Origin of the sequence: Micromonospora sp. NPDC048909, assembly GCF_040649635.1 — a bacterium.
Taxonomy (GTDB): Bacteria; Actinomycetota; Actinomycetes; order Mycobacteriales; family Micromonosporaceae; genus Micromonospora.
The window spans coordinates 349,890-371,158 of record NZ_JBEZFU010000001.1 but is presented as its reverse complement, the minus strand read 5'-3'; the positions used below and the strand labels follow the sequence as shown (position 1 = coordinate 371,158).

Sequence of the window (21,269 nt, the reverse complement as noted above, 5' to 3'; positions counted from 1 at the left end):
ACCCCCCTCGCATCGCACGATCCGTGCGTGCTTCGTCACGCCGTGCCGCCGCCGACTGGGCCGGATGCCGCGTCCGGTGCATGATCAAGTGAGACGCCCCGACGGGCGGGGCATCCGTCGCCCCGTCCGCGCACCACCGCCAAGGAGGTCTGCGGCATGGACCTGCCGTTCATCGTCACCACGCTGACCCGGCGCGGACTGCTCACCCCCGGCCGCCCGATCCGGGTCGCCTCGCAGCTCAGCGCGTTGCGCAAATGGGGCTGGAGCCTGGCCGGTGAGCTGCGGCAGGCGGCAGCCCGGGACCCCGGTCGAACGGCGGTCATCGACGAGGACGGCGTCGAGCTGACCTATCAGGACCTGCTCGACCGGGCCGAGCGGCTGGCCCGGTCGATGCGGGCGGGGCTCGGCATCCAGGTCGGCGACCGGATCGGGGTGCTCTGCCGCAACCACCACGGGCTGATCGAGACGATCGTCGCGGCCACCCTGCTCGGCGTCGACGCCGTGCTGGTCAACACCGGGCTCTCCGCGGCCCAGCTGGCGACCGTCGCCGAGGAGCAGCGACTGCGGATCCTCGTGCACGACGACGAGTTCGCCGACCGGGTCCTCGGCCTCCCCGCCGAACTGTCCCGCCTCGACGAACGCGCCCGGGAGGAGCTGGTCGTCGGGGCGCTGCCGGGCGAGCTGCACCCGCCGGAGCGGGACGGGCGGATCATCGTGCTCACCTCGGGCACCACCGGCACGCCCAAGGGCGCCCGCCGGCCCATCCCCGGCGGCTTCGGCCCGCTGGTGTCCATCATCGACCGCATCCCGCTGCACACCCGGGACCGGGTGATGATCGCCGCGCCGATCTTCCACACCTGGGGTTTCGCCGCCCTCCAGGTCTGCTTCGCGCTGCGGGCCACCATCGTGCTGCACCGCCGCTTCGACCCGGCCGCCATCCTCGCCGCCCTGGTGGCGCACCGGTGCGACGCGCTCTTCGCCGTACCGGTGATGGTGCAACGGCTGCTGGAGGTGCCGCCGCCGGACCCGCGCCCGCCGCTCAAGGTCGTCGCGGTCAGCGGCTCGGCCCTGCCCGGCGGGCTCGCACCCAAGTTCATGGACGTCTACGGCGACGTCATCTACAACCTCTACGGCTCCACCGAGGTCTCCTGGGCCTCCATCGCCGGCCCCGACGACCTGCGCGCGGCCCCGACCACGGCCGGCCGGCCGCCGCACGGCACCCGGCTGGAGCTCCTCGACGCCGCCGGCCAGCCGGTGCCGAACGGGCGGGTCGGGCGGATCTTCGTCGGCAACGAGATGCTCTTCGAGGGCTACACCTCGGGCGGCAGCCGGGAGACCCACGACGGCCTGCTCGATACCGGCGACCTCGGCCGGATCAACGCCGACGGGCTGCTCTTCGTCGACGGCCGCGCCGACGACATGATCGTCTCCGGCGGTGAGAACGTCTTCCCGTCCGAGGTGGAGGACCTGCTGGCCCAGCTGCCACAGGTCCGCGAGGCGGCGGTGATCGGCGTCCCCGACCCCGAGTACGGCCAGCGGCTGGCCGCCTTCCTCGCCCTGCACCCGAACGAGACCCTCGACCCGGAGGCGGTCCGCGAGTACGTCCGGCACTACCTGGCCCGCTTCTCCGTCCCCCGCGACGTGGTGTTCGTGAAGTACCTGCCCCGCAACGCCACCGGCAAGGTGCTCAGCCGCGAGCTGCGCCGCTACTACGGCTGAGCACCCGGGCGGTTCACGGGTAGAGCGTCAGACCCGGGGTACGGGCGATCGCGACCAGCTGGTCCACCGTGACCATCAACGGGGTGCCCCCGCCTGGCCCGTCCGGGCTGGGCCCGGCGGGGAAGTTGTTCGTCGACACGACCACGGACGTGCCGTCCGGTCGCTGCAACAGCACCCGGCGCTGCTCATGACCCTGATCGCCCGGCTGGTCGACGCTGACGATGAGGACGCCGTCGTCGTCCAGCACCTCGCTCGTGCACCCGCGCGGATCGGGCGCGACCGCGCAGTCCGTCGGATCGTGGACCGCGGTGGGCAGCAGAGAGACCGTGAAGTTGGTGCTTCGTCCGTCCTCGACCAACCGGGCGTGCGCCGAATACTCGCGGTAGCTCGGGTGGTACGTGAACTGGACCAGTTCACAATCCGGCACCAGCCCGTCGAAGCCGTCCACGGTCAGCCCCGGCGGCAGGTTCGCGGCCAGCGCGGGCCGGAGCGCGCCGGTCAGCCGGGCGACCCCCGAGTTCGGGGATTCGGTCGGGCGGCTGCGCACCGTGTCGTAGGTCTGCAGGGGCGGCTGGGGGCCGCTCGGCTTCGGGGTGAGCACCGGGCAGAGCGACGGTTCGTCGGCCGATGAGCCGGTGCCGACCGGCGGCAGCGTGAGGCCGCCCGGGGCCGGGCCGGGGCCGGCGAGCAACGCCGGTGCCACGGCGACCGCCGCCACCGCCGCGGCGATGCCGGTGCCGGCCATCGTCCAGGTGCGGTGCCGGCGGCGCTGCCGGTCGGCGGCGATCAGCTCGTCCACGTCGATCCGGGTCGGCGGCGCCCCGTCCACGCTCGCCCGCAACTGCTCCACCAGCTCATCCATCGGTGCCTACCTCCTCGGCTCCCCGCGACGCGGCGACGAGGCGACCCCGCAGCGCCTCGATCGCCCGCGCCGACTGGCTCTTCACGGTGCCCGGCGCGCAACCCAGCTCACGCGCGGTCTCCTCGACCGACAGGTCGCAGAAGAAGCGCAGCACCAGGACCGCGCGTCGGCGCGGTGGGAGCTCCGCCAGCAGAGCGAGGATGGTCAATCGGTCCGCTGCGCCCTCGGTGCCGCCGACCAGCGCCGGACGCTCCGGCACCTGCGCCCAGGCGGCCTCCCGACGCCACGGCCGGCGCCGCTCGTCCAGCCAGACCCGCAGCAGGGTCCGCCGGAGGTACGCGTCGGGATTCTCCATGGCGGACACCCGCCGCCAGTGCCGCAGCAGCTTGACCAGCGCCGTCGACGCCAGGTCGTCCGCCGTGTGCCAGTCACCGCAGAGCAGGTACGCCGTGTGGCGCAGCGGCTCCAGCCGTGCGCCGACGTACTCGCGGTAGCCCTCCGTGTCGGCCGACAAGCCGCCACCTCCTCGCCTCACCGATCAAACGGAGACGAGCGGGGTGGCGGTTGCCCGGCTCAGCCGGGAATTCTGATCCGGCCCTCGACCGCCGCCGCGGCGATGTCGGTCCGGTACTGGGCGCCGGCCAGCTCCACCCCGCCCACCAGGGCGTACGCGGCGTCCCGTGCGGCGGCCAGGTCGGGCCCGGTGGCCGTACCGCAGAGCACCCGGCCGCCGGCGGAGAGCAACGCGCCGTCGTCGGCCCGGCGGGCGGTGCCGGCGTGGATGATGCCCGGGCGGTCCCCACCGGTGATCACGTCGCCGGTACGCGGCGTGCCCGGGTAGCCCGCGGAGGCGAGCACCACGGTCACCGCGGCGCCGTCCCGCCAGCGCAGCGGCGGGTGCGCGGCCAGCGTGCCGGTGGCCGCCGCGTGCAGCAACCCGGCGAGCGGGGTCTCCAGCAGCGCGAGCACCACCTGGGTCTCCGGGTCGCCGAACCGGGCATTGAACTCGATCACCCGGGGGCCGGCCGCGGTCATCGCCAGGCCGACGTAGAGCAGGCCGGCGAACGGGGCACCCCGGCGACGCAGCTCGGCCAGGGTCGGGTGGACCACGTCCCGCATGACCTCGTCGACCAGGCCGGGCGGAGCCCACGGCAGCGGCGCGTACGCACCCATGCCGCCGGTGTTCGGGCCGGTGTCGCCGTCGCCGATCCGCTTGAAGTCCTGCGCCGGCAGCAGCGGCACCGCGGCCTCGCCGTCGGTGACCACGAAGAGCGAGACCTCGGGGCCGGCCAGGTACTCCTCGACCACGACCCGGCCGCACTCCTGCGCGTGTCGCAGCGCGGCGGCCCGGTCGTCGGTCACCACCACGCCCTTACCGGCGGCCAGGCCGTCGTTCTTCACCACGTACGGCGCCCCGAACTCGTCCAGGGCGCGGCCGGTGCTCTCCGGGTCGGTGCAGGTGTGGGCGCGCGCGGTGGGTACCCCGGCGGCGGTCATCACGTCCTTGGCGAACGTCTTCGAGCCCTCCAGCCGGGCGGCCTCGGCGGACGGGCCGAACACCGCGATGCCCTTGGCCCGGACCGCGTCAGCGACCCCGGCGACCAGCGGCGCCTCCGGCCCGATCACCACGAGGTCGACCCCGGTCTCGACCGCGAGCGCGGCCACGGCCGCCGGATCGTTCGCGTCGACCGCCCGCAGTTCGGCGACCGCCGCGATCCCGGGATTCCCCGGTGCCGCGATCAGCTGCGAAACGGCCGGATCGGCCGCCAACCCGAGTGCGAGCGCATGCTCCCGCCCGCCACCACCCACCAGAAGAACCCGCACGCCCCCAGATCCTACGCACCCCCCTCCCCAGGCTCGGGAAGCACCGGTGATCATGAGGTTTGCGGCGGGTTCGATCTCTTCCACTGCCGCCGACCTCATGATCGATCGCGGGCAGCGGCGCGGATCGCCTGCCGGACGGTCCAGGGGATGTAGTCCGGTCGGAGAGTATCGGCCCAGGTGAAGCGGAGAACCGTCCAACCGGCGTTCACCAGGCGATTCTGGCGACGGCGGTCAGCGAAGACCGCACCCGGGGTGTCGTGCGCGGCTCGACCGTCGGCTTCGGCGATCACCCTCGGCCCGCGCCAGCCGAGGTCACCGACGCCGAGCAGGCAGCCGTCGTCGTCGCGTACCGCCAGCTGAAGGATGTCCGGAGGAACCTTGCCGTCGACGCACCTCAGCCGGGCGCGCGTCTCCAGCGGCGACTGCGCCCGCCCGTCCGCCTCGGCCAGGTAGCTGCGGGCGGCGACCGCTCCCCGGCGCCCCCGAATCAGACGGGGGACCGCCAGCAGTTCCTCCTCACTGACCAGCGCGCGGTTCAGTGCGGAGTCGAGCACGCAGACCGCCGGATAGCGATCCACGCGGAGGATCACCTCGGTGACCGTACGGAGCGGACCGGTCGCCCGCAGGCCACCGAGGCTGACGATGGCCGACGCAGGATGCTCCAGTTGGTGCAACACCAGGCCGGGCTGACGAACCCGGTCCGACTTCGCCGCGACACCGGGTAGGGCCAGGTGAATTTCGCCGCTGGGCGGGAGGCCACCGATGCCGTGCAGTTCGGCTGCCGTCCCCAGGACCGCGTGGGCCGGTGGACCCAACGAGAGCTGGGCCGCACGGATCAAACGTCGCCGGGACGGCTCCGCGTCGCTGACCAGGTAGACGGACCAGGCCAGCGGCATCCAGCGGCCGAACTTCACCAGGTTGTCGATTTCATGACGGGTGAAGCCGGCACCGACAGCCTGGGCCCGGGTCACCAGACCGTCCTGCCCACGAGCCACCCGCCGCAACATCTCCCCGCGCTCCATGGACACGAACCATGGACCACCGCCACCCCACCCCAAAGCCCCTGTGGACAACCCTGTGGATAGAGGAGTTGATCATGAGGTTGGCGGCGAAGTTGATCCCCGTTCGCGCCGTAGACCTCATGATCACCGGGGCCAGCCGGGGCGGGTGCCCCCGGGCCCGGGGGTGGGGGTGGGGGTGGGGTGGGTGGGGGTTAGGGGAGGAGGGGGTGGAGGAGGACGTTTTCTTCGCGGCCGGGGCCTACGCCGACGACGCTGACGCGGGTGTTGCAGAGCTCCTCGATGCGGGCGATGTAGCGGCGCGCGTTCTCGGGGAGCTCGTCGGCGCTACGGGCCTCGGTGATGTCCTCCCACCAGCCGTCCATCTCCTCGTAGACCGGGGTGGCGTGGTGGAAGTCGGTCTGGGTCATCGGCATGTCGTCGACCCGCTTGCCGTTGATCTCGTAGCCGACGCAGATCGGCACCTTCGGCAGGCCGGTGAGCACGTCCAGCTTGGTGATGACCAGGTCGGTGACGCCGTTGAGGCGGCAGGAGTAGCGGGCCACGACCGCGTCGAACCAGCCACACCGGCGCTCCCGGCCGGTGGTGGTGCCGTACTCCCTGCCGATCTTGCGCAGGTGCTCGCCGGCGGCGTCGAAGAGCTCGGTCGGGAACGGCCCGGAGCCGACCCGGGTGGTGTACGCCTTGCTCACCGCGATGACCCGGCTGATCGCGGTCGGCGGGATGCCCGCGCCCACGCACGCGCCGCCGGCGGTCGGGTTGGACGAGGTCACGAAGGGGTACGTGCCGTGGTCCATGTCCAGCATGGTGGCCTGCGCGCCCTCGAGCAGGACGATGTCGCCGCGGTCGAGCGCGTCCCAGAGCAGACCCCGGGTCTCCGCGATGTACGGCGTCAGCCGCTCCGCGTACTGCAGGTACTCCTCGATCGTCGCCTCGACGTCGATGGCCTTGCGGTTGTAGACCTTGAACAGGATCTGGTTCTTCTCGCGCAGCGCGAGTTCCAGCTTCTTGCGCAGGATGCCCGGGTCCAGCAGGTCCTGCACCCGGATGCCCATCCGGGCGACCTTGTCGCCGTACGCCGGGCCGATGCCGCGACCGGTGGTGCCGATCCGGGACGAGCCGAGGTAGCGCTCGACCACCCGGTCCAGCGCCCGGTGGTGCGGCATGATCAGGTGCGCGTCGCCGGAGATGCGCAGCCGGGAGACGTCCACGCCCCGCTCGGCGAGACCGTCGATCTCGGCGAGCAGCACCTTCGGGTCGACCACCACGCCGTTGCCGATCACGATCTTCGCGCTCGGGGAGAGGGCGCCGGAGGGCATCAGGTGCAGGGCGTACCGCTGGCCGTCCGGCGTGATCACCGTGTGCCCCGCGTTGTTGCCGCCTGAGTAACGCACCACGTAGTCGACCCGCTCACCCAGCAGGTCGGTAACCTTGCCCTTGCCCTCATCGCCCCACTGAGCGCCGATGAGCACGATCGCTGGCATCTTTTCGCCTCCAGAAGGCTCGGGTGCCAGGTGGCGACCGGTTGGCGAGCCCGGGGTGTCAGGTTAACAAGTAGTGACGGCGTGGCCGGCAGGGGTCGCGTCGAGAGGCAGGAGGCTCCATCCGTGTACGACGTGGTGCTGCTCACCCTCGGCTCGGAGCGGGACGCTCCCGGGGGATGTGGCAGCGGCGGAGCCTGCTGCGGCGGTGCGACTGACGCCGCGCAGAAGGCCGACGCGACGACGAAGACCGACGCGACGACGACCGACGGGCAGCCGGAGATTACCGCCGAGCGGTGCGAGACCCCGCGGGTGCCGGTGCTGGCCTGCGCGGACGCGCTGACCGCCCGGGGCGCCCGGGTCGAGACGGTCACCGCCCGCACCGACGCGCAGATCGACGAGGTGCTGGCCCGGCTCGACGGCCCGCCCCGCCCGGACGGCCTCGTCTGGCCGGATCCGGACTCGAAGACCCGGCTCGTGATCGCCACCGCCAGTGACGCACAGTTACGGGCCGTGCTGCGCCGGCTGGTCCGGCGGTACGCCCCGCCGCCGAGCCGCCGCCCCGACGACCTGCCCATGGGCCGTACCGTGCCGGACCTGCCGCCGGTCGGCGTACTGCCGCTCGATCCGGCCCGCGGCACGGCGCACCGCGACCTGGCCGCGCAGCTCGGGTTGCCCCGCGATCCGGCGGCGGTGGCCGCCGCGGTGCTCGACGGCGCTCCCCGCCGGCTCGACCTGCTGCGCAACGACGGCGGTTCGGTGACGCTGGACGGCGCGCTGCTGGGTGCGGCCGACGAGGCCGGTCGGCCGCTGCACTGGCGGGGCCGGGTGGAGGTCGACGACACCGTCCTCTCACACGGCGACGACCCGCTGCTGGCCTGCGCGATCGGGAACGCCGGCGGCTACGCGACGCTCGACGACGTCGCTTTGCTGGGCCGGGTGGACCCGACCGACGGTCTGGTCGAGGTGGCCGTGGCGGTGCCGGTGGTGACCCGCTCCACGTTCGGGCGCAAGCGGGTACGCCTCGAGGTGCGCCGGGCCCGGGGGCGGGCCGTCGCCGTGCTGCCCCGCGACGAGAAGGTGCCGTACCTCGACGACGGCGTCGAGGGCCAGCTGAGCCGCAAACGGTCCTGGTGGACCGAGCCGGGAGCCTGGGCGGTCTGGGCGGCCTGACCCCCACGGCCCCGGTTTCGCCGGCCGACCATCGTCGGCCGGTGGGCCTATCCTCGGCAGGAGGAATGGGGAGGAACCGTGGTGGACGAGAACGCCGACCGGGTGCGCTCACCCGGCCAGCAGCCGGTGCCGGAGCGGGACATCGAACCACTCTGGCCGCCGGATCCGGCCGACTCCGGCGCGGCTGGGGCGACACCGCCCTGGGCTGCGGTGGTCGTGCCGTCCCCGGCTGACCCGAACAGCGCGCGTCCGCCCGCCGGGCCCTACGCCGCGCCGTCGGGCGGGGCACCGGTTCCCGGCCAGCCGCCGTCCAGTCCCCCGGTTCCCGCCCCGCCGCACGCGGGCGACTACCCCTCGCTGACCAGCGCGATGCCGACGTCGGGCGGCTGGACGCCCCCGCCGCCCCCGGCCACCGGCGCAGCCGCGGCCCCGCAGGCCGGCCGGCAACCACCGACGGCCGACGCGCCGGCGCCGCAGGCCGGCTGGCAACCGCCGACGACCGGCACGCCCGCGACGCAGACCGGCTGGCAACCCCCCGCGCCCGCCGCGCCGCCCAGCGCCGCCGGGCCGACGAACACCGGGCCAGCCAGCGCCGCCGGGCCGGTCACCGGACCAGTCGGCGCTGCCGGGCCGATCACCGGGCCGACGGCGGGTGTCGCGTCGGCGTCGGGTGTCGCGGCGGCGACCAGCGGCCCGCCGGCCACCGGCCGGGTCGATCTCGACATGCCGTTCACCCTCGACCAGCCGCCGCCGACCACCGGCCGCGCCGGTGCCGACCAGCCGGCCGCACCCGCCACCACCAGCGCCGGCCCCGACCAGCCGATCGCGCCGGCCACCGCCAGCGCCGGCCCCGACCAGCGGGCCGCGCCGGCCACCGGGTCTTTCGCCGAACAGGCGGCCACCGGTCGCACGATTCCCGATCAGCGGCCCGCACCACCGGCGGCCGACCGGGAGGTCACCGAGGGTCGGTCCGGACCGGCCGCGACGGGTGGCGAGGCAACGCCCGGGCCGTCCACCCAGGGTGGGGAGGCAGCACCCCGGGCGGCCGCGCCGGGTGGGGAGGCCGCGCCCCGGCCAGTCGGGTCCGCCGCCGTGAGCGACGTCGCGGCCGGCGAGGAGCGCTCGGGAGACGGCGATCGGTCAGGTGGCGCGGGCCGGCCCGGCGAGTCTCCCTGGGCCTATCCGCCGCAGCGACCGGCCACCGCCGGCCCGGACCGGGAGGAGACTCCGCCGGCCACCGGCACGCCGGCGCCCGACGCGAGCAGCCGCCCGGTCGGCACCCCGCCACCGCCCGAGGTCGGCAATCCGCGCGCGGTCGGCACCGCGACAACGCCCGGCGCCGGCAGTCCGCACGCCGTGGGTAGCGCGGCGGCGCCCGACGGCGGCAGCCCCGGGGTGACGGCCGTAGCGCCGCCGCCCGGCGATCGCGCCGCAGCCGGTGCCGCGCCCTGGCCCGGCGTTGCCGGGCAGCAGCCGCCGCCACCGCCGCCGACCGCGCAGCCCGGCGACCCGGTACCGGCGCCCCAGGTCGGGGCGACCCCGCCGCCCGGGCCGTACCCGCCGTCGCCCGGCTGGTACCCGCCGCCCTGGCAGCAGGGTGCGGCCGGGACGCCGCAGGCACAGCCGGCGCAGCCGGAACAGCCGGCCCAGGCGGCGTCGGGCTACCCGGACGCCAACTGGACCCCGGAGACCACCGCCGCGCCGACCGCCGAGGACTTCGCCCGGCGCCGGCAGGTACGTCCCGCCGACCCGGTGGCCACGATGGGCGTACGGGCGGTGGCCAACAAGATCGGCCTGCGTCTCGCGCCCGGGCGGCACGAGCAGGAGCTGAAGCGGGACATCGAGATGGTGCGCCGCAACTTCGGCGGGCTGCGCCAGGTGACCGTGGTCAACCCGAAGGGCGGTGCCGGCAAGACCGTCGCCATCCTGCTGCTCGCGATGACGTTCGGCCAGAAGCGCGGCGGCTACGTGCTCGCCTGGGACAACAACGAGACCCAGGGGACGCTGGGCATGCGGGCCCAGCAGGACTTCCACTCCCGCACCGTGCGGGACATGCTGCGCGACCTCGGCCAGTTCCAGGGCGCGCACGGACGGGTCGGCGACCTGTCGCAGTACGTCCGCTCGCAGGGCGAGGGCATGTTCGACGTGCTCGCCTCGGACGAGTCGGCCACCGGCGGCGAGATGCTCACCGCGGCCGCGTTCGCGGAGATCCGCGAGGTGGTCAGCCGCTTCTACAAGCTGATCTTCGTGGACACCGGGAACAACGTCCGGGCGCAGAACTGGCAGGCCGCGATGGACGCCACCGACCAGCTCGTGGTCACCATGTCGGCCCGGAACGACTCGGCCGAGACGGCCGCCCGGATGCTCGACCACCTGGAGCAGAGCGGTCGGCAGCGGCTGGTCCGGCAGGCGGTCACCGTGGTGTCGATGCCGCCGTCCCGCAAGGAGATCGACCTGCCGGCGATCCAGGAGCACTTCGCGGCACGTACCCGGGCGGTGCTGCTGGCGCCGTACGAGCGGCTCATCGACAGCGGCGAGCCGATCCGTTACGGCGCGCTCTCATCGGCCACCCGGGACGCCTGGTTGAAGATCGCCGCCGCGGTGGCCGAGGGGCTGTAGGAACACCCCCTGCGACGGCCGGCCCGGTGCTGCCGGGCCGGCCGTCGGCGTGGGTCAGTTGCTGGCCAGGGCGTCCGCCGCGGCCGGGTCGCAGTCACGGAGGAACTGGGCGCAGCGGGCCGCCTCGTCCGCCTCGCCGATCTCGTCGGCGGCGCGGGAGAGCACGTAGAGGCAGCGGAGGAAGCCCCGGTTGGGCTTGTGCGACCAGGGCACCGGGCCGTGGCCCTTCCAGCCGCTGCGGCGCAGCTGGTCGAGACCGCGGTGGTAGCCGGTGCGCGCGTACGCGTACGCCGGAATCACCTGGCCCGCCCCGAACGCCCGCGCCGCCAGCGCCGCCCAGGCCGCGCTGTTGGTGGGATACCGCGCCGCCACCGCGGCGAACGCCGCCTCGTCGCCGGCCTGTTCGGCGGCGGCCAGGGCGGCGGCGGCCTCGTCGTGCGCGGGGAGGAGGGTGGCCGGTGGCTCCGGCATGAGGTTCTGCATCGCCCCATTCAACCCGCTTCGCCGGCCGACACGCGAGAGGGTCGGCCGACCCGGATGGCTGAACGGCTGAGGAGTTGGTCACGCCTGCGGCCTATGCCGCTCGGAGGTGTTTTCCACTACAACTATTGGTCCGGAGCCTCCCCAGGACCCGGTTACGCAGGAGCCCGGTGGCCACGGCCACCGGGCTCCTGTCGGTTCCGGCCCCGGCCGGCGTTTGGCCGGGCCGGTCGGCGGGGCAGGATGGCCGGGTGCCGACCCCACCGCCCGCAGACGTCATCGAGCCGCACCCCACCGACGAGATCGAGACCCGCGCCGAGTTCGACCGGCGGCTCGCCACCGGCAGCCTCGCCGGGCTGACCGTCCAGGGGCTCCGCCTCGACCTGGCGCCGGTCCCGGACCTCACCGCCGTCACCGTGACCGGGACGCTCTTCGTCGGATGCCGGTTCGCCTCCCGGGAGGTCGGTGCCGACCTGGTCCGGCGCGGGGCCAACGTGGTGCCGCCGTTCTCCGGTCTGCCGTACCCGACCCAGCCGTCACACCTCTACACCCCCGAGGAGCTGGCTGCCGGCTTCGCCGAGGGCGGGTTCGCCGGGATGTACGACACCCGGGTGTACGCGCACTTCCGGGCGCACGGTGGCGCGCTGCCCGACGTCCGGGAGGCGCTCGGCCAGCGGCTGCACGACCACGGCGTGGACAACGCGCTGGCCGACGCCACCCGGGCCTGGCTGGCGGCGTACGGGCCGCAGTCGGTGGTGGGGATCATGGGCGGGCACGCGGTGCCGCGCGGCAGCGTGTCGTACCGGATGGCCGCCGTGCTGGGCTGGGAGCTGGCCCGGGCCGACCGGCTGGTGGTCACCGGCGGCGGGCCCGGGGTGATGGAGGCCGCGAACCTCGGCGCCTACCTGGCCGGTCGGCCGGCGGAGGAGCTGACCGCGGCGATCGACCTGCTGGCCGCAGCGCCCGACTTCACCGACCACGACCGGTACACGGCGGCCGCGCTGGGGGTGCGGGAGCGCTACGCCCCGCCGCCGGTGCCGCAGCAGCGGGCCGCCGACCTGGGTTGGGCGCGCACCGGTGGGTTGGCCATCCCGACCTGGCTGTACGGGCACGAGCCGGCGAACCTCTTCGCCGGCCGGATCGCCAAGTACTTCTCCAACGCGATCCGGGAGGACACCATCCTGCGGCTGGCCCGGGGCGGGATCGTGTTCGCGCCGGGTCGGGCGGGCACCGTGCAGGAGGTGTTCCAGGCGGCCACCAAGACCTACTACGGCACCGACGGCGCCAGCGGCGCGTACGTCTTCCTGGACCGCGCCTACTGGACCCGGGAGCTGCCGGTCGAGTCGCTGCTGCGTCCGCTGCTGGGCGCGTCCCCGTTCGGTGACCTGTCGCCGACGATCCACCTCACCGACGACGTCCGGGAGGCCGTCCGGGTGCTCACCGCCACCGCCTGAGCATGCGGCGACGGCCGGCTCCCCGGGTGGGGCGCCGGCCGTCGCGGTAGGCAGGTGGTTACTTGTTCATGCTGGTGCCGGTGGAGCGCAGGTGCTCGCAGGCCTCGACGACCCGGGCGGCGAGCCCGGCCTCGGCGGCCTTGCCCCAGGTGCGCGGGTCGTACTGCTTCTTGTTGCCGACCTCGCCGTCGATCTTCAGCACGCCGTCGTAGTTGCGGAACATGTGGTCGGCGACGGGCCGGGTGAAGGCGTACTGGGTGTCGGTGTCGATGTTCATCTTCACCACGCCGTAGTCCAGCGCCTCGCGGATCTCCGACAGCAGCGAGCCGGAACCGCCGTGGAAGACCAGGCTGAGCGGCTTCTCCTTGCCGTACTTGGCGCCGACCGCCATCTGGATGTGGTCGAGGACCTCGGGGCGCAGCTTGACGTTGCCCGGCTTGTAGACGCCGTGCACGTTGCCGAAGGTCAGCGCCGCCATGTAGCGGCCCTTCTCGCCGAGGCCGAGCGCCTCAACCATGGCCAGGCCGTCCTCGACCGTGGTGTAGAGCTTCTCGTTGATGGCGTTCTCGACGCCGTCCTCCTCGCCGCCGACGACGCCGACCTCGATCTCGAGGACGATCTTGCCCTTGGCGGCCTCGTCGAGGAGCTGGGCGGCGATCTCGAGGTTCTCCGCCACCGGCACGGCCGAGCCGTCCCACATGTGCGACTGGAACAGCGGCTCCTCGCCGCGCTTCACGCGCTCCTGCGAGATGCCCATCAGCGGCCGGACGAACTTGTCCAGCTTGTCCTTCGGGCAGTGGTCGGTGTGCAGGGCGATGTTGACCGGGTACTTCTTGGCCACCTCGTGCGCGTACGCGGCGAACGCCACCGCGCCGGTGACCATGTCCTTGATCGACGGGCCGGAGAGGTACTCGGCGCCACCGGTGGAGACCTGGATGATGCCGTCACTCTCGGCGTCGGCGAAGCCCTTGAGCGCCGCGTTGAGCGTCTGGGAGGAGGTCACGTTGATCGCGGGGTACGCGTACCGGCCCGCCTTGGCGCGGTCCAGCATCTCCGCGTAGGCCTCGGGGGAAGCGATGGGCATGTCAAACGCTCCTTACTTACCGCTGTCGGCCGTGCAGGCCGCTGTTGTCCATGGGTGCGCCGGACCGCGCTGTCCTCCGCCGGGCAGTATCCCGCAGCCGGTGCGCGTGGACGCAACCGACCCGGTGCACGTCCACCCGTCGGTGACCCCGGCGCGGCCGGTCACCGGTCGTCCACGCTGTCCGGCACCACCACGCTGATCAGCCAGGTGACCACGGTCATCACGATGGCGCCCCAGAACGCGGCCCAGAAACCGTCCACCCGGAACGGCAGGTCGAGCGCGTGCGCGATCCGGTCGGTCAGCAGGAAGAGCAACGCATTGACGACCAGCGCGAACAGGCCCAGGGTCAGCAGGTAGAACAGGCAGCCGATCACCTTGATCACCGGCTTGAGGACCGCGTTGACGATGCCGAAGATCAACGCCACCACGACCAGCGTGAGCACCGTGTTGGCACCGGACCGGCCGCTCACCTCGACGCCGGGCACGATCAGCGTGGTGATCCACAGCGCCACCGCGGTGATCGCCAGCCGGATCAGGAAGCCCACGGCACCATCCTGGCACCGGCCGTACGCACCGGAGGGGCGATTCGGCCGACTCGTCCCGCCGCGCTCCGCGAGCGCCCCGCAGACGCAGCCCGTACGGTGTGTGGGTAACCGCCCGCCGAGATCCAGGGAGGGACGATGAGTCAGCCCGACGAGGACTTCGCCCCCAGCGCCCACCTCTCTCCGGAGGAACGCGACCTGGAAGCGGAGCCGGCCGACGCGGTCGAGCAGGCCACCACCGTCGACCCGATCGACGGCGACCCGGAGCCGCACCGCGGCCTGGAGGTCGACGACTGGGACGCGATGGAGCAGGCGCGGGTGGTCGTCGGCGACGAGGACGACTACCGCTGACCCGAGCAGCGCGGCTGGCGGTCCCCGCCGTCGAACGCCCCGCGCCGCCCGGCGTACCTGCCGGACGGCGCGGCCCGCTCAGCGCAGCCGGGTGACCCGGTCCGGGTTGGCGGCGGCCCACTGGGCCAGCCGGTCCTCCCGCAGGGCGGCGAGGAAGGCCGGCGCGGCCTTCGGATCGGCACGCAGCCGCCAGGCGGGGCCCTCCGGCGGCCCGACCGGAAGGCTGAGCCCTACCGGCTCGGTCGACGCCAACTCCGGTACCACCCGCAGCAGGTCGGGCAGCGAGCCGCCGGCCACGGTCAGCTCCGGGCCGACCTCGGCGACGAGGCGGGAGAGCTGCACCGGGTTGGTCAGGACCTCCTGCTCCCCGGCCCGGCGGACCAGGCCGGCCGCGAAGCGCTGCGCGTTGCGGTCGCGGTCCAGACCACCGTCGGGCAGTCCCTGCCGCTGGCGCAGCAGGTCGACGGAGGCCGCGCCGCCGAGCCGCTGGCAGCCGGCGCGGAAGACCCGGTCGGTGTGGACCGAGCGGACCTGCTGCGGCAGGCAGACGTCCACCCCGCCCAGCGTGTCGGTCACCTTCCGCAGCACCGGATAGGTCAGCACGACGCCGGCGTCGACGGGTACGCCGGTCACGTCGGCGACGGCCCGCCGGGTCAGGTCGTACCCCCGGCTCAGGTCGGGGCGATCGGTCCCGGCGCCGTACACGAAGGCCGCGTTGAGCTTGTCCCGGTGGAACCCGGGGATGTCGACCTCCAGGTCGCGCGGGAGCGAGATCAGGTACGGCCGGCTGCGGTCGGCGGGGACGTGCACGATCAGCACCGAGTCGGCCAGCGGTGGGGCCTGGCCCGACCTCAGGTCGAGGCCGACCAGCAGCACGTTCAGCGGCCTGGCCGGGGCCGGGGACGCCGACCGCTCGGCCAGGGTGCCGTCCGTGGCCGCCGGGGTGGGCGTGAGCTGCGGAATCCCGACCCCCAGGCCACCGACCAGGGCGAGCGCGACTCCGGCCGCCCGGAACCGCTGCCGGCGACGGCGACGTACGGCGGCCACCTGGTCGATCGCCGCACGCACCGGACCGGCGGCCGGGGCCAGCGCCTCGTGCCGGGCGAACGCGGCCCGCAGGTTCTCCTCGATCATGAACTGACCTCCACGTACTCGGTCCGGAGCGTGGCCAGGGCGCGGGAGATGGAGGAGCGGACGGTGCCGACGGCGCAGCCCAGGATCTCGGCGATCTCGGCGTCCGGCAGGTCCTCGTAGTAGCGCAGCACCAGGGTGGCCCGCTGCCGGCGCGGCAGCCGGGCCAGCCAGGACCAGACCTGGTCCCGGTCCACTGCGGACTGGGCGTGGTCGGTCGGCTCCGGCACCACCTCGTCGGGCTCCGCGCGCAGCAGCACCCGACGCACCCAGGAGCCCCGCCGCCAGTCGATGTACTGGTTGGTGAGCATCCGGCGCACGTACCGCTCGGGCAGATCCGCCCGCGCCACCCGCCGCCAGTTGAGCTGTACCCGGACCATCGTCTCCTGCACCAGGTCCTCCGCCTGATGCGGATCACCGGTCAGCATCACCGCGTACCGCAGCAGCGCGGCGAGCCGCGAATCCGCGAACTCCTCGTAGGTCACTGCACCTCCCGGTCTCCTGCCCCTGATGACGGATCCGGGCGGGCGGAACGTTGCGGCCCGGTTTCGGCCGACCGGTGGCCCCGGCCGGCCGGGCGCGGCGGCCACCCGGACAGCGACATCCGTGAGAGCCTGACCACACTCCGCCACTGACGGGAGGACATCATGTTCCGGCACTCCGTCCGACGCTGGCTCGCCGGGATCAGCGCAGCCGGCGCGCTGATCGCCGTGGGCGCCGCCCCCGCGGTCGCCGCGGCCCATCAGTTGCGGATCGCGTCCCGGGACCTGCTGGTCGCGCCTGGCCACAGCGCGCTGGGCCACATCGACGCCAGGATCGAGGGGTATCCCGAAGCGAGGGACATCGAGGTGCGCCTCGACATCGACGCGTCCGAGTTGGCGGCGTTGGGGGGCTTCGAGCTGACCGACAACGGGTGGGACTGCACCCGCAGCGCGGACCTGCTGCGCTGCGCCACCACCGCAGACCGGTGGGGACGGACGCCCCGGCTCTACTACCAGGTGTCCGCGCGCGCGGACGCGACGCTGGGCGAGGAGGCCCAGCTGAGCATCACCGGAACGTCAGCCGTCGGGACGGGCGCCCGGACCACGACGGCCACCGTCGTCGAGGGGATCGACCTGCAGACCGAGCCCCGAGCGCCGCTCGCCTCCGCCCCCGGCGCGCGGCTCCAGCTGCCGAGCACGGTACGCAACGCCGGTCCCGCCCCCGTCGACGGCGCGGTGCTGGTGTTCACCGCGGACTGGCTCCTCGAATACACCGGCACCTTCCGCAACTGCCGCCACCAGGAGGCCCTGCCCACCATCTGCCGGTTCGACACCGAACTACGACCCGGGGTGTCCTACCGGCTCTCCGTACCGCTGCCGCTCGCCCTCAGGCAGAGTGCGCGCAGCGGGCTGGTGCTGGTCAACCGCCTGCAGTGGTGGACGACGGACGACTGGGCGCTGGTCGAGCGGGCACCGGACGAGTCGCTTCCGCCGGACACCCCGGGCACCGGCGAGGAGTTACGCCTGGTCGAGCAGCCGGCGACCCGGCAGACCGAGACGTCACCCTGGGACAACTTCACCGCCGTCGATCTCACGGTCACCGGTGACCAGACTGCTGACGCGGCCGCCATCGGCCGCAGCACCAGCGCCCGGCCCGGCGACCGGGTGCGGGTGTCGCCCGGCTTCAACAATCTCGGGCCGGCGGCCGTGGAGACCTGGCGGATGTCGCCGCTGGTGCGGGTAGGGATCCCCGAGGGCAGCACGGCGGTCACGGTGCCGGAGACCTGCGCGCCGATCGGCGAGGGGGAATGGAAGCCGGGAGACACCTGGGGCCAGCCAGGAGCCCGTGCGTACGGGTGCCGCCCCCAGACCGACTTCGCCTACCCCGGTCGGCCGGTGACCTTCACCTTCACCCTGCGGGTGGAGCGGCTGACGACGCCGACCTCCGCTCCGGTGAGCATCGACATGCCGGGAGACACCAACGCCGCCAACGACACGGCGCAGATCACCCTCACCCCGGTCAGCGCGCGATCGAGCGGCATCGGTGGCGGGAACGACGACTCGCTGCCGATCACCGGCGGCTCTACCGGGGCGCTCGCCGCCCTGGGTGTGCTGCTGTTCGCCGCCGGCCTCACCGGTCACCTCCTGACCAGGCGCCGCCGGACCCGCTTCGTCGCCTGATCCACTGCCGGCGGGCGGAACGTTGCGGCGGTCCCGATCATCCGTTCGGCCTATTTCCGCAGCCAGCGAGCATTCGGGGCGGCGGTGGACCTTAACGGCTCCTTAAGATCCGCAGGCTTCACCTTCGTCCCCCGACATGAGGGAACCCCCCATGCTCAAGCACTCCACCCGGCGCTGGCTCGCCGGGCTGGGCGTCGCAGGCGCGCTCGTCGCCGCCTCCGCCACCCCGGCCGCCGCCGCACCGGCCGACGATTTCGAGCTCTACGCGAACAACCTCATCGTCGCACCAGGCGGGCCGGAGAAATGGCTCTCGCTCTACTCCTTGGTGGAACAGCCGTTCACCGACTACACGGTCACCGTCGACCGCAGCGCCGTCGACGGATTCGCCGAGGTCCAGGAGCCGCAGGGCTACGGCAGCTGCAGCGAAGCCGGCGTCATCCTGACGTGCACCGTCACGGGCGACCACGAGCCCGACCTCGACCTACTCACCCTCACCGTGCTGCCCCGCGGCGACGCTGAAGCCGGCCAGGAGGGCCAACTGGCCTTCACCGTCACCACGCCCGACTCGGGCTCGGCAAAGTTCCGCTCGACCATCACCATCGGTGAGGGCGTGGATTTCGCCGCCGAGGGCTTCACTCAGCTCGGCGGGGCACCCGGCGCCACGGTCAGCGCTCCGCTCACCGTGCAGAACGTGGGCGAAAAGACCGCCCGTGGCAGCGTGCTGTTCTTCTTCGGCTCCGACGGGTTCACCCCGTCCAAGCGGTACGAGAACTGCGAGTACACCAATGACGACTACGACGAAAATGCCTTCGCCTGCACCTTCGATACCGAACTGGAGCCGGGTGCCACCGCGCGGCTTGACTCGACGTTCGGGTTCACCGTTCCCGCCGACAGTTGGGCGCCGAACACGCACTACGGGTTCGCCACCTGGTACACCCCAGCCGACTGGAAGGAGTTCCGGTCCCAGGTCGGCGTCGCCCAGGCGCTCGGCCCGAAGGGAACGGAGGGCACCCTCAAGCTGGGCACGATCCCGGCCGATCAGGCGCGTTCGCTCGGGCAGACCGACGTCGACCCGTACAACAACGAGACCAGCCTCCGGCTCACCCTCAAGGGTGAGCAGAAGGCGGATGTGGTGGCGAACGGCGCCAGCGCCACCGGTGAGGTTGGCAAGACCGTCACGGTGAAGGTCGGCTACACCAACGCCGGCCCTGCGGCTATCGGCACCGGCGGTGAGGAGGGCCTCTACACCGCCGTGGCCGTGAACTTGCCGAAGGGCACGACGGCAGTCACCGTTCCGGACACCTGCGAGGACATGTCGGACGAGACCGGCGAGAGCGACGGCAAGCCTGGCGCCGAGACCTACCTGTGCTTCGTCCGGGGCAGGGTCGGGGCCGGCGAGCGGGTCGACTTCGAATTCGGCCTGCGCATCGACCGTGCAGGTAGCCTCACCGGCGGCGTCGAGCTGCGCCACGGGTTCGATGACAATGCGGCCAAGGACTCGAACCCGGCCAACGACAGCGCCAAGGTCCTTGTCAACGCGTCCGGCGGCCAAGGCGGCGGCGATGGTGACGGCGGCGCCCTGCCGATCACCGGCGAGTCCACCGGCCTGATCGCCGGGCTCGGCGGCCTGCTGCTCGTGGCCGGCGTCGGCGGCTACCTGGTGGCCAAGCGCCGCCGGACCCGCTTCGTGGCCTGATTCGTACCACTGCTGCTGGTGTCCCGTTGACGTGATGCTCGACGGGGCACCAGCAGGTTCATTTGATTGCCCTCTCCGGAGAGGAACCCGACGATGCTCAGGTACTCCATCCGGCGCTTGCTCGCTGGGCTGGCCGTCGCGGCTGCGGTCGTCACCGCCGCCGGCACGCCGACCTCGGCCGCCCCGGCCAGTGACTTCGAGCTCTACGCAAACGACGTCCTGGTCGCGCCAGGGGGTGCACCGCAGCCCTTGACCGTGCGCTTCTCCGTCGAAGAGCCCAGCCTCCACGCCACCGTCACCGTGGACCAGAGCGGTGTGAAGGGCGCCAGGGTGTCGAAGCCGATCGGCGACCACTGCACCCAGGCCGGCGAAATCCTCACCTGCACCCTGTGGAACTACCCCGGGGACACCGGCCGCACCTACATGCTCGATCTGACCGTAATGGCGGACGGTACCGGCGAGATCGGGCAGGCAGGGGAGTTGGAGTTCACCGCCACCACGTCCAATGGCCTCACCTCGACCTACCGGTCGAAGGTCACCCTCGGTGAAGCTGTCAACCTGGCGGCCGACCAGGAGTTACGGCTGCGCGCCGAGCCGGGTGACACTTTGGCTCCGAATTTGACCGTCACCAACGTCGGCGACAAGCCCGTCCACGGCTTCGTCATGGAGGTCAACCCCCAGTACGCGCTGGCCCCCCAGCGGCGGTACGAGAACTGCGAGTACCAACCGGATGACCTGGAGAGCCCCTTCGTCTGCTTCTTCGACGACGTCCTTCAGCCGGGCACCGCGCTGAGGGTGCCGGACGACTTCGCTCTGAAGGTGCGAGCAGACGTCTGGGCTCCGGACGAGTACCACGGAACCGTCCACTGGATGACGCCGGACGAGTGGCAGAACCAGCGCCAGGTGCTCGGCCCGCTCGGCCAGAAGGGCACGCAGGGCGTCCTCAAGTTGGAGCCGGCAGCGATCGCAGCCCGGGCGAAACAGCACCCCCAGGCGGACACCGATCCGTACAACAGCTGGACCCGGCTCGAACTGATCGTGACCGGCGGGCAGAGGGCCGACGTCGCGGCCGTGGGTGCGACCCTGAACGCCACCGTCGGCACGACCGTGCCGATGACCGTCGGTTACATCAACAACGGTCCGGCGGTCATCTCGAACGGAGGGGACAGGACGCCGTACGCCTCGGCGACGGCGACCATCCCGAAGGGCACCACTGTGGTCAAGGCAGCGACGAATTGTTGGCGCCCGCCCGGGTCGGGCAACGCTGGTGCCGCCATCTATCACTGTGGCGGGGACGGGCGGCGTCACGCCGGAGAGTCGGCGACGTACACCTTCCAACTCCGGATCGACACGCCGGGCCACCTCGTGGGGCGAGTCGACATGATGCTGAGCAGGGACGCCGACCCGGTCAAGGTCGAGGACCTGAATCCAGCGAACGACACCGCAGAGATCCTGGTCAACGGGACCACCGGCGGCCAGGGTGGCGGCGAGAACGGTGCTGCGGACGACGGCGAGGGTTCGCTGCCGATCACCGGCACCTCCACCGGCCTGATCGCCGGCCTCGGCGGCCTGCTCCTCGTCGCTGGCCTGGTCGGTTTCCTGCTGGCCCGCCGCCGCAGGACCAACTTCGTCGCCTGATCCGTACCAACATCCGGTGCCCCGCCGACCGCCC

General features: G+C 73.0%; 19 protein-coding genes. 8 read left to right on the top strand and 11 right to left on the bottom strand.

Annotated features, from left to right (window positions below):
• The first annotated feature begins 156 nt into the window (after positions 1–156).
• Positions 157–1,719: an AMP-binding protein gene (locus tag AB0C04_RS01795; protein ID WP_357046917.1), complete on the top strand. Its 1,563-nt coding sequence runs from the start codon at positions 157–159 to the stop codon at positions 1,717–1,719.
• A 13-nt stretch (positions 1,720–1,732) separates the two neighbouring features.
• Here AB0C04_RS01795 and AB0C04_RS01790 read toward each other — a convergent pair whose 3' ends face one another.
• The 5 genes from AB0C04_RS01790 to AB0C04_RS01770 all read right to left on the bottom strand — a co-directional run bounded on the left by AB0C04_RS01790 (position 1,733) and on the right by AB0C04_RS01770 (position 6,908).
• Positions 1,733–2,581, bottom strand: coding sequence for a hypothetical protein (locus AB0C04_RS01790; RefSeq protein ID WP_357046915.1), 849 nt, complete (start codon positions 2,579–2,581; stop codon positions 1,733–1,735).
• Positions 2,574–3,095 carry a SigE family RNA polymerase sigma factor gene (locus tag AB0C04_RS01785; RefSeq protein WP_357046913.1) on the bottom strand — a complete coding sequence of 174 codons (522 nt, stop codon included), beginning with the start codon at positions 3,093–3,095 and terminating at the stop codon, positions 2,574–2,576. Before AB0C04_RS01785 ends, AB0C04_RS01790 begins: the two co-directional genes overlap by 8 nt.
• Before the next feature lie 59 nt (positions 3,096–3,154).
• Entirely contained in the window at positions 3,155–4,405 is a 1,251-nt protein-coding gene (gene purD / locus AB0C04_RS01780; protein ID WP_357046911.1) for a phosphoribosylamine--glycine ligase, read from the bottom strand.
• Between the two features lie 95 nt (positions 4,406–4,500).
• Positions 4,501–5,427, bottom strand: coding sequence for a hypothetical protein (locus AB0C04_RS01775; protein WP_357046908.1), 927 nt, complete (start codon positions 5,425–5,427; stop codon positions 4,501–4,503).
• Positions 5,428–5,618: 191 nt separating this feature from the next.
• Entirely contained in the window at positions 5,619–6,908 is a 1,290-nt protein-coding gene (locus AB0C04_RS01770) for an adenylosuccinate synthase (RefSeq protein ID WP_357046906.1), read from the bottom strand.
• A gap of 123 nt (positions 6,909–7,031) precedes the next feature.
• On the opposite strand from AB0C04_RS01770, the gene AB0C04_RS01765 reads away from it, so the two are divergent.
• Complete coding sequence (locus AB0C04_RS01765; RefSeq protein WP_357046904.1) at positions 7,032–8,078, top strand: hypothetical protein; 1,047 nt, start codon at positions 7,032–7,034, stop codon at positions 8,076–8,078.
• 347 nt (positions 8,079–8,425) lie between these two features.
• On the opposite strand, the gene AB0C04_RS01760 is transcribed toward AB0C04_RS01765, so the two are convergent.
• Entirely contained in the window at positions 8,426–8,803 is a 378-nt protein-coding gene (locus tag AB0C04_RS01760; protein WP_357046902.1) for a hypothetical protein, read from the bottom strand.
• On the opposite strand from AB0C04_RS01760, the gene AB0C04_RS01755 reads away from it, so the two are divergent.
• Positions 8,802–10,697, top strand: coding sequence for a chromosome partitioning protein (locus AB0C04_RS01755; protein WP_357046900.1), 1,896 nt, complete (start codon positions 8,802–8,804; stop codon positions 10,695–10,697). The genes AB0C04_RS01760 and AB0C04_RS01755 overlap by 2 nt on opposite strands.
• Positions 10,698–10,751: 54 nt before the next feature.
• Here the strand turns inward: AB0C04_RS01755 and AB0C04_RS01750 are convergent, their stop codons facing one another.
• Positions 10,752–11,180: a DUF3151 domain-containing protein gene (locus AB0C04_RS01750; protein ID WP_357046898.1), complete on the bottom strand. Its 429-nt coding sequence runs from the start codon at positions 11,178–11,180 to the stop codon at positions 10,752–10,754.
• Between the two features lie 248 nt (positions 11,181–11,428).
• On the opposite strand from AB0C04_RS01750, the gene AB0C04_RS01745 reads away from it, so the two are divergent.
• Positions 11,429–12,631 carry a hypothetical protein gene (locus AB0C04_RS01745; protein ID WP_357046896.1) on the top strand — a complete coding sequence of 401 codons (1,203 nt, stop codon included), beginning with the start codon at positions 11,429–11,431 and terminating at the stop codon, positions 12,629–12,631.
• A gap of 58 nt (positions 12,632–12,689) precedes the next feature.
• Here AB0C04_RS01745 and fbaA read toward each other — a convergent pair whose 3' ends face one another.
• Positions 12,690–13,715, bottom strand: a complete 1,026-nt coding sequence (gene fbaA, locus AB0C04_RS01740; RefSeq protein ID WP_357046894.1) for a class II fructose-bisphosphate aldolase — start codon at positions 13,713–13,715, stop codon at positions 12,690–12,692.
• A 161-nt stretch (positions 13,716–13,876) separates the two neighbouring features.
• Positions 13,877–14,260, bottom strand: coding sequence for a phage holin family protein (locus AB0C04_RS01735; protein ID WP_357046892.1), 384 nt, complete (start codon positions 14,258–14,260; stop codon positions 13,877–13,879).
• Positions 14,261–14,395: 135 nt separating this feature from the next.
• On the opposite strand from AB0C04_RS01735, the gene AB0C04_RS01730 reads away from it, so the two are divergent.
• Positions 14,396–14,608: a hypothetical protein gene (locus tag AB0C04_RS01730; RefSeq protein WP_357046890.1), complete on the top strand. Its 213-nt coding sequence runs from the start codon at positions 14,396–14,398 to the stop codon at positions 14,606–14,608.
• A 78-nt stretch (positions 14,609–14,686) separates the two neighbouring features.
• Here the strand turns inward: AB0C04_RS01730 and AB0C04_RS01725 are convergent, their stop codons facing one another.
• On the bottom strand, positions 14,687–15,742 hold the full coding sequence (locus tag AB0C04_RS01725) for an LCP family protein (protein ID WP_357046888.1): 1,056 nt from the start codon (positions 15,740–15,742) through the stop codon (positions 14,687–14,689).
• Positions 15,739–16,224 (bottom strand): SigE family RNA polymerase sigma factor, encoded by a 486-nt coding sequence (locus AB0C04_RS01720; RefSeq protein ID WP_350868417.1) that lies wholly within the window; start codon positions 16,222–16,224, stop codon positions 15,739–15,741. The genes AB0C04_RS01725 and AB0C04_RS01720 overlap by 4 nt, the downstream gene beginning before the upstream one ends.
• Before the next feature lie 162 nt (positions 16,225–16,386).
• Here AB0C04_RS01720 and AB0C04_RS01715 point away from each other — a divergent pair, with 162 nt between their 5' ends.
• The 3 genes from AB0C04_RS01715 to AB0C04_RS01705 all read left to right on the top strand — a co-directional run bounded on the left by AB0C04_RS01715 (position 16,387) and on the right by AB0C04_RS01705 (position 21,235).
• Complete coding sequence (locus tag AB0C04_RS01715; protein WP_357046886.1) at positions 16,387–17,901, top strand: hypothetical protein; 1,515 nt, start codon at positions 16,387–16,389, stop codon at positions 17,899–17,901.
• 151 nt (positions 17,902–18,052) lie between these two features.
• Positions 18,053–19,597, top strand: a complete 1,545-nt coding sequence (locus tag AB0C04_RS01710; protein ID WP_357046884.1) for an LPXTG cell wall anchor domain-containing protein — start codon at positions 18,053–18,055, stop codon at positions 19,595–19,597.
• 93 nt (positions 19,598–19,690) lie between these two features.
• On the top strand, positions 19,691–21,235 hold the full coding sequence (locus tag AB0C04_RS01705; protein ID WP_357046882.1) for an LPXTG cell wall anchor domain-containing protein: 1,545 nt from the start codon (positions 19,691–19,693) through the stop codon (positions 21,233–21,235).
• Positions 21,236–21,269 lie beyond the last annotated feature (34 nt).

Excerpts from the sequence above, each read along its gene's own strand:
- AB0C04_RS01795 (WP_357046917.1), top strand. The coding sequence starts at position 157 with ATGGACCTGCCGTTCATCGTCACCACGCTGACCCGGCGCGGACTGCTC.
- AB0C04_RS01790 (WP_357046915.1), bottom strand. The coding sequence starts at position 2,581 with ATGGATGAGCTGGTGGAGCAGTTGCGGGCGAGCGTGGACGGGGCGCCG.
- AB0C04_RS01775 (WP_357046908.1), bottom strand. The coding sequence starts at position 5,427 with ATGGAGCGCGGGGAGATGTTGCGGCGGGTGGCTCGTGGGCAGGACGGT.
- AB0C04_RS01770 (WP_357046906.1), bottom strand. The coding sequence starts at position 6,908 with ATGCCAGCGATCGTGCTCATCGGCGCTCAGTGGGGCGATGAGGGCAAG.
- AB0C04_RS01755 (WP_357046900.1), top strand. The coding sequence starts at position 8,802 with ATGCCGTTCACCCTCGACCAGCCGCCGCCGACCACCGGCCGCGCCGGT.
- AB0C04_RS01760 (WP_357046902.1), bottom strand. The coding sequence starts at position 8,803 with ATGTCGAGATCGACCCGGCCGGTGGCCGGCGGGCCGCTGGTCGCCGCC.
- AB0C04_RS01750 (WP_357046898.1), bottom strand. The coding sequence starts at position 11,180 with ATGCAGAACCTCATGCCGGAGCCACCGGCCACCCTCCTCCCCGCGCAC.
- fbaA (WP_357046894.1), bottom strand. The coding sequence starts at position 13,715 with ATGCCCATCGCTTCCCCCGAGGCCTACGCGGAGATGCTGGACCGCGCC.
- AB0C04_RS01730 (WP_357046890.1), top strand. The coding sequence starts at position 14,396 with ATGAGTCAGCCCGACGAGGACTTCGCCCCCAGCGCCCACCTCTCTCCG.
- AB0C04_RS01725 (WP_357046888.1), bottom strand. The coding sequence starts at position 15,742 with ATGATCGAGGAGAACCTGCGGGCCGCGTTCGCCCGGCACGAGGCGCTG.
- AB0C04_RS01715 (WP_357046886.1), top strand. The coding sequence starts at position 16,387 with ATGTTCCGGCACTCCGTCCGACGCTGGCTCGCCGGGATCAGCGCAGCC.
- AB0C04_RS01710 (WP_357046884.1), top strand. The coding sequence starts at position 18,053 with ATGCTCAAGCACTCCACCCGGCGCTGGCTCGCCGGGCTGGGCGTCGCA.
- AB0C04_RS01705 (WP_357046882.1), top strand. The coding sequence starts at position 19,691 with ATGCTCAGGTACTCCATCCGGCGCTTGCTCGCTGGGCTGGCCGTCGCG.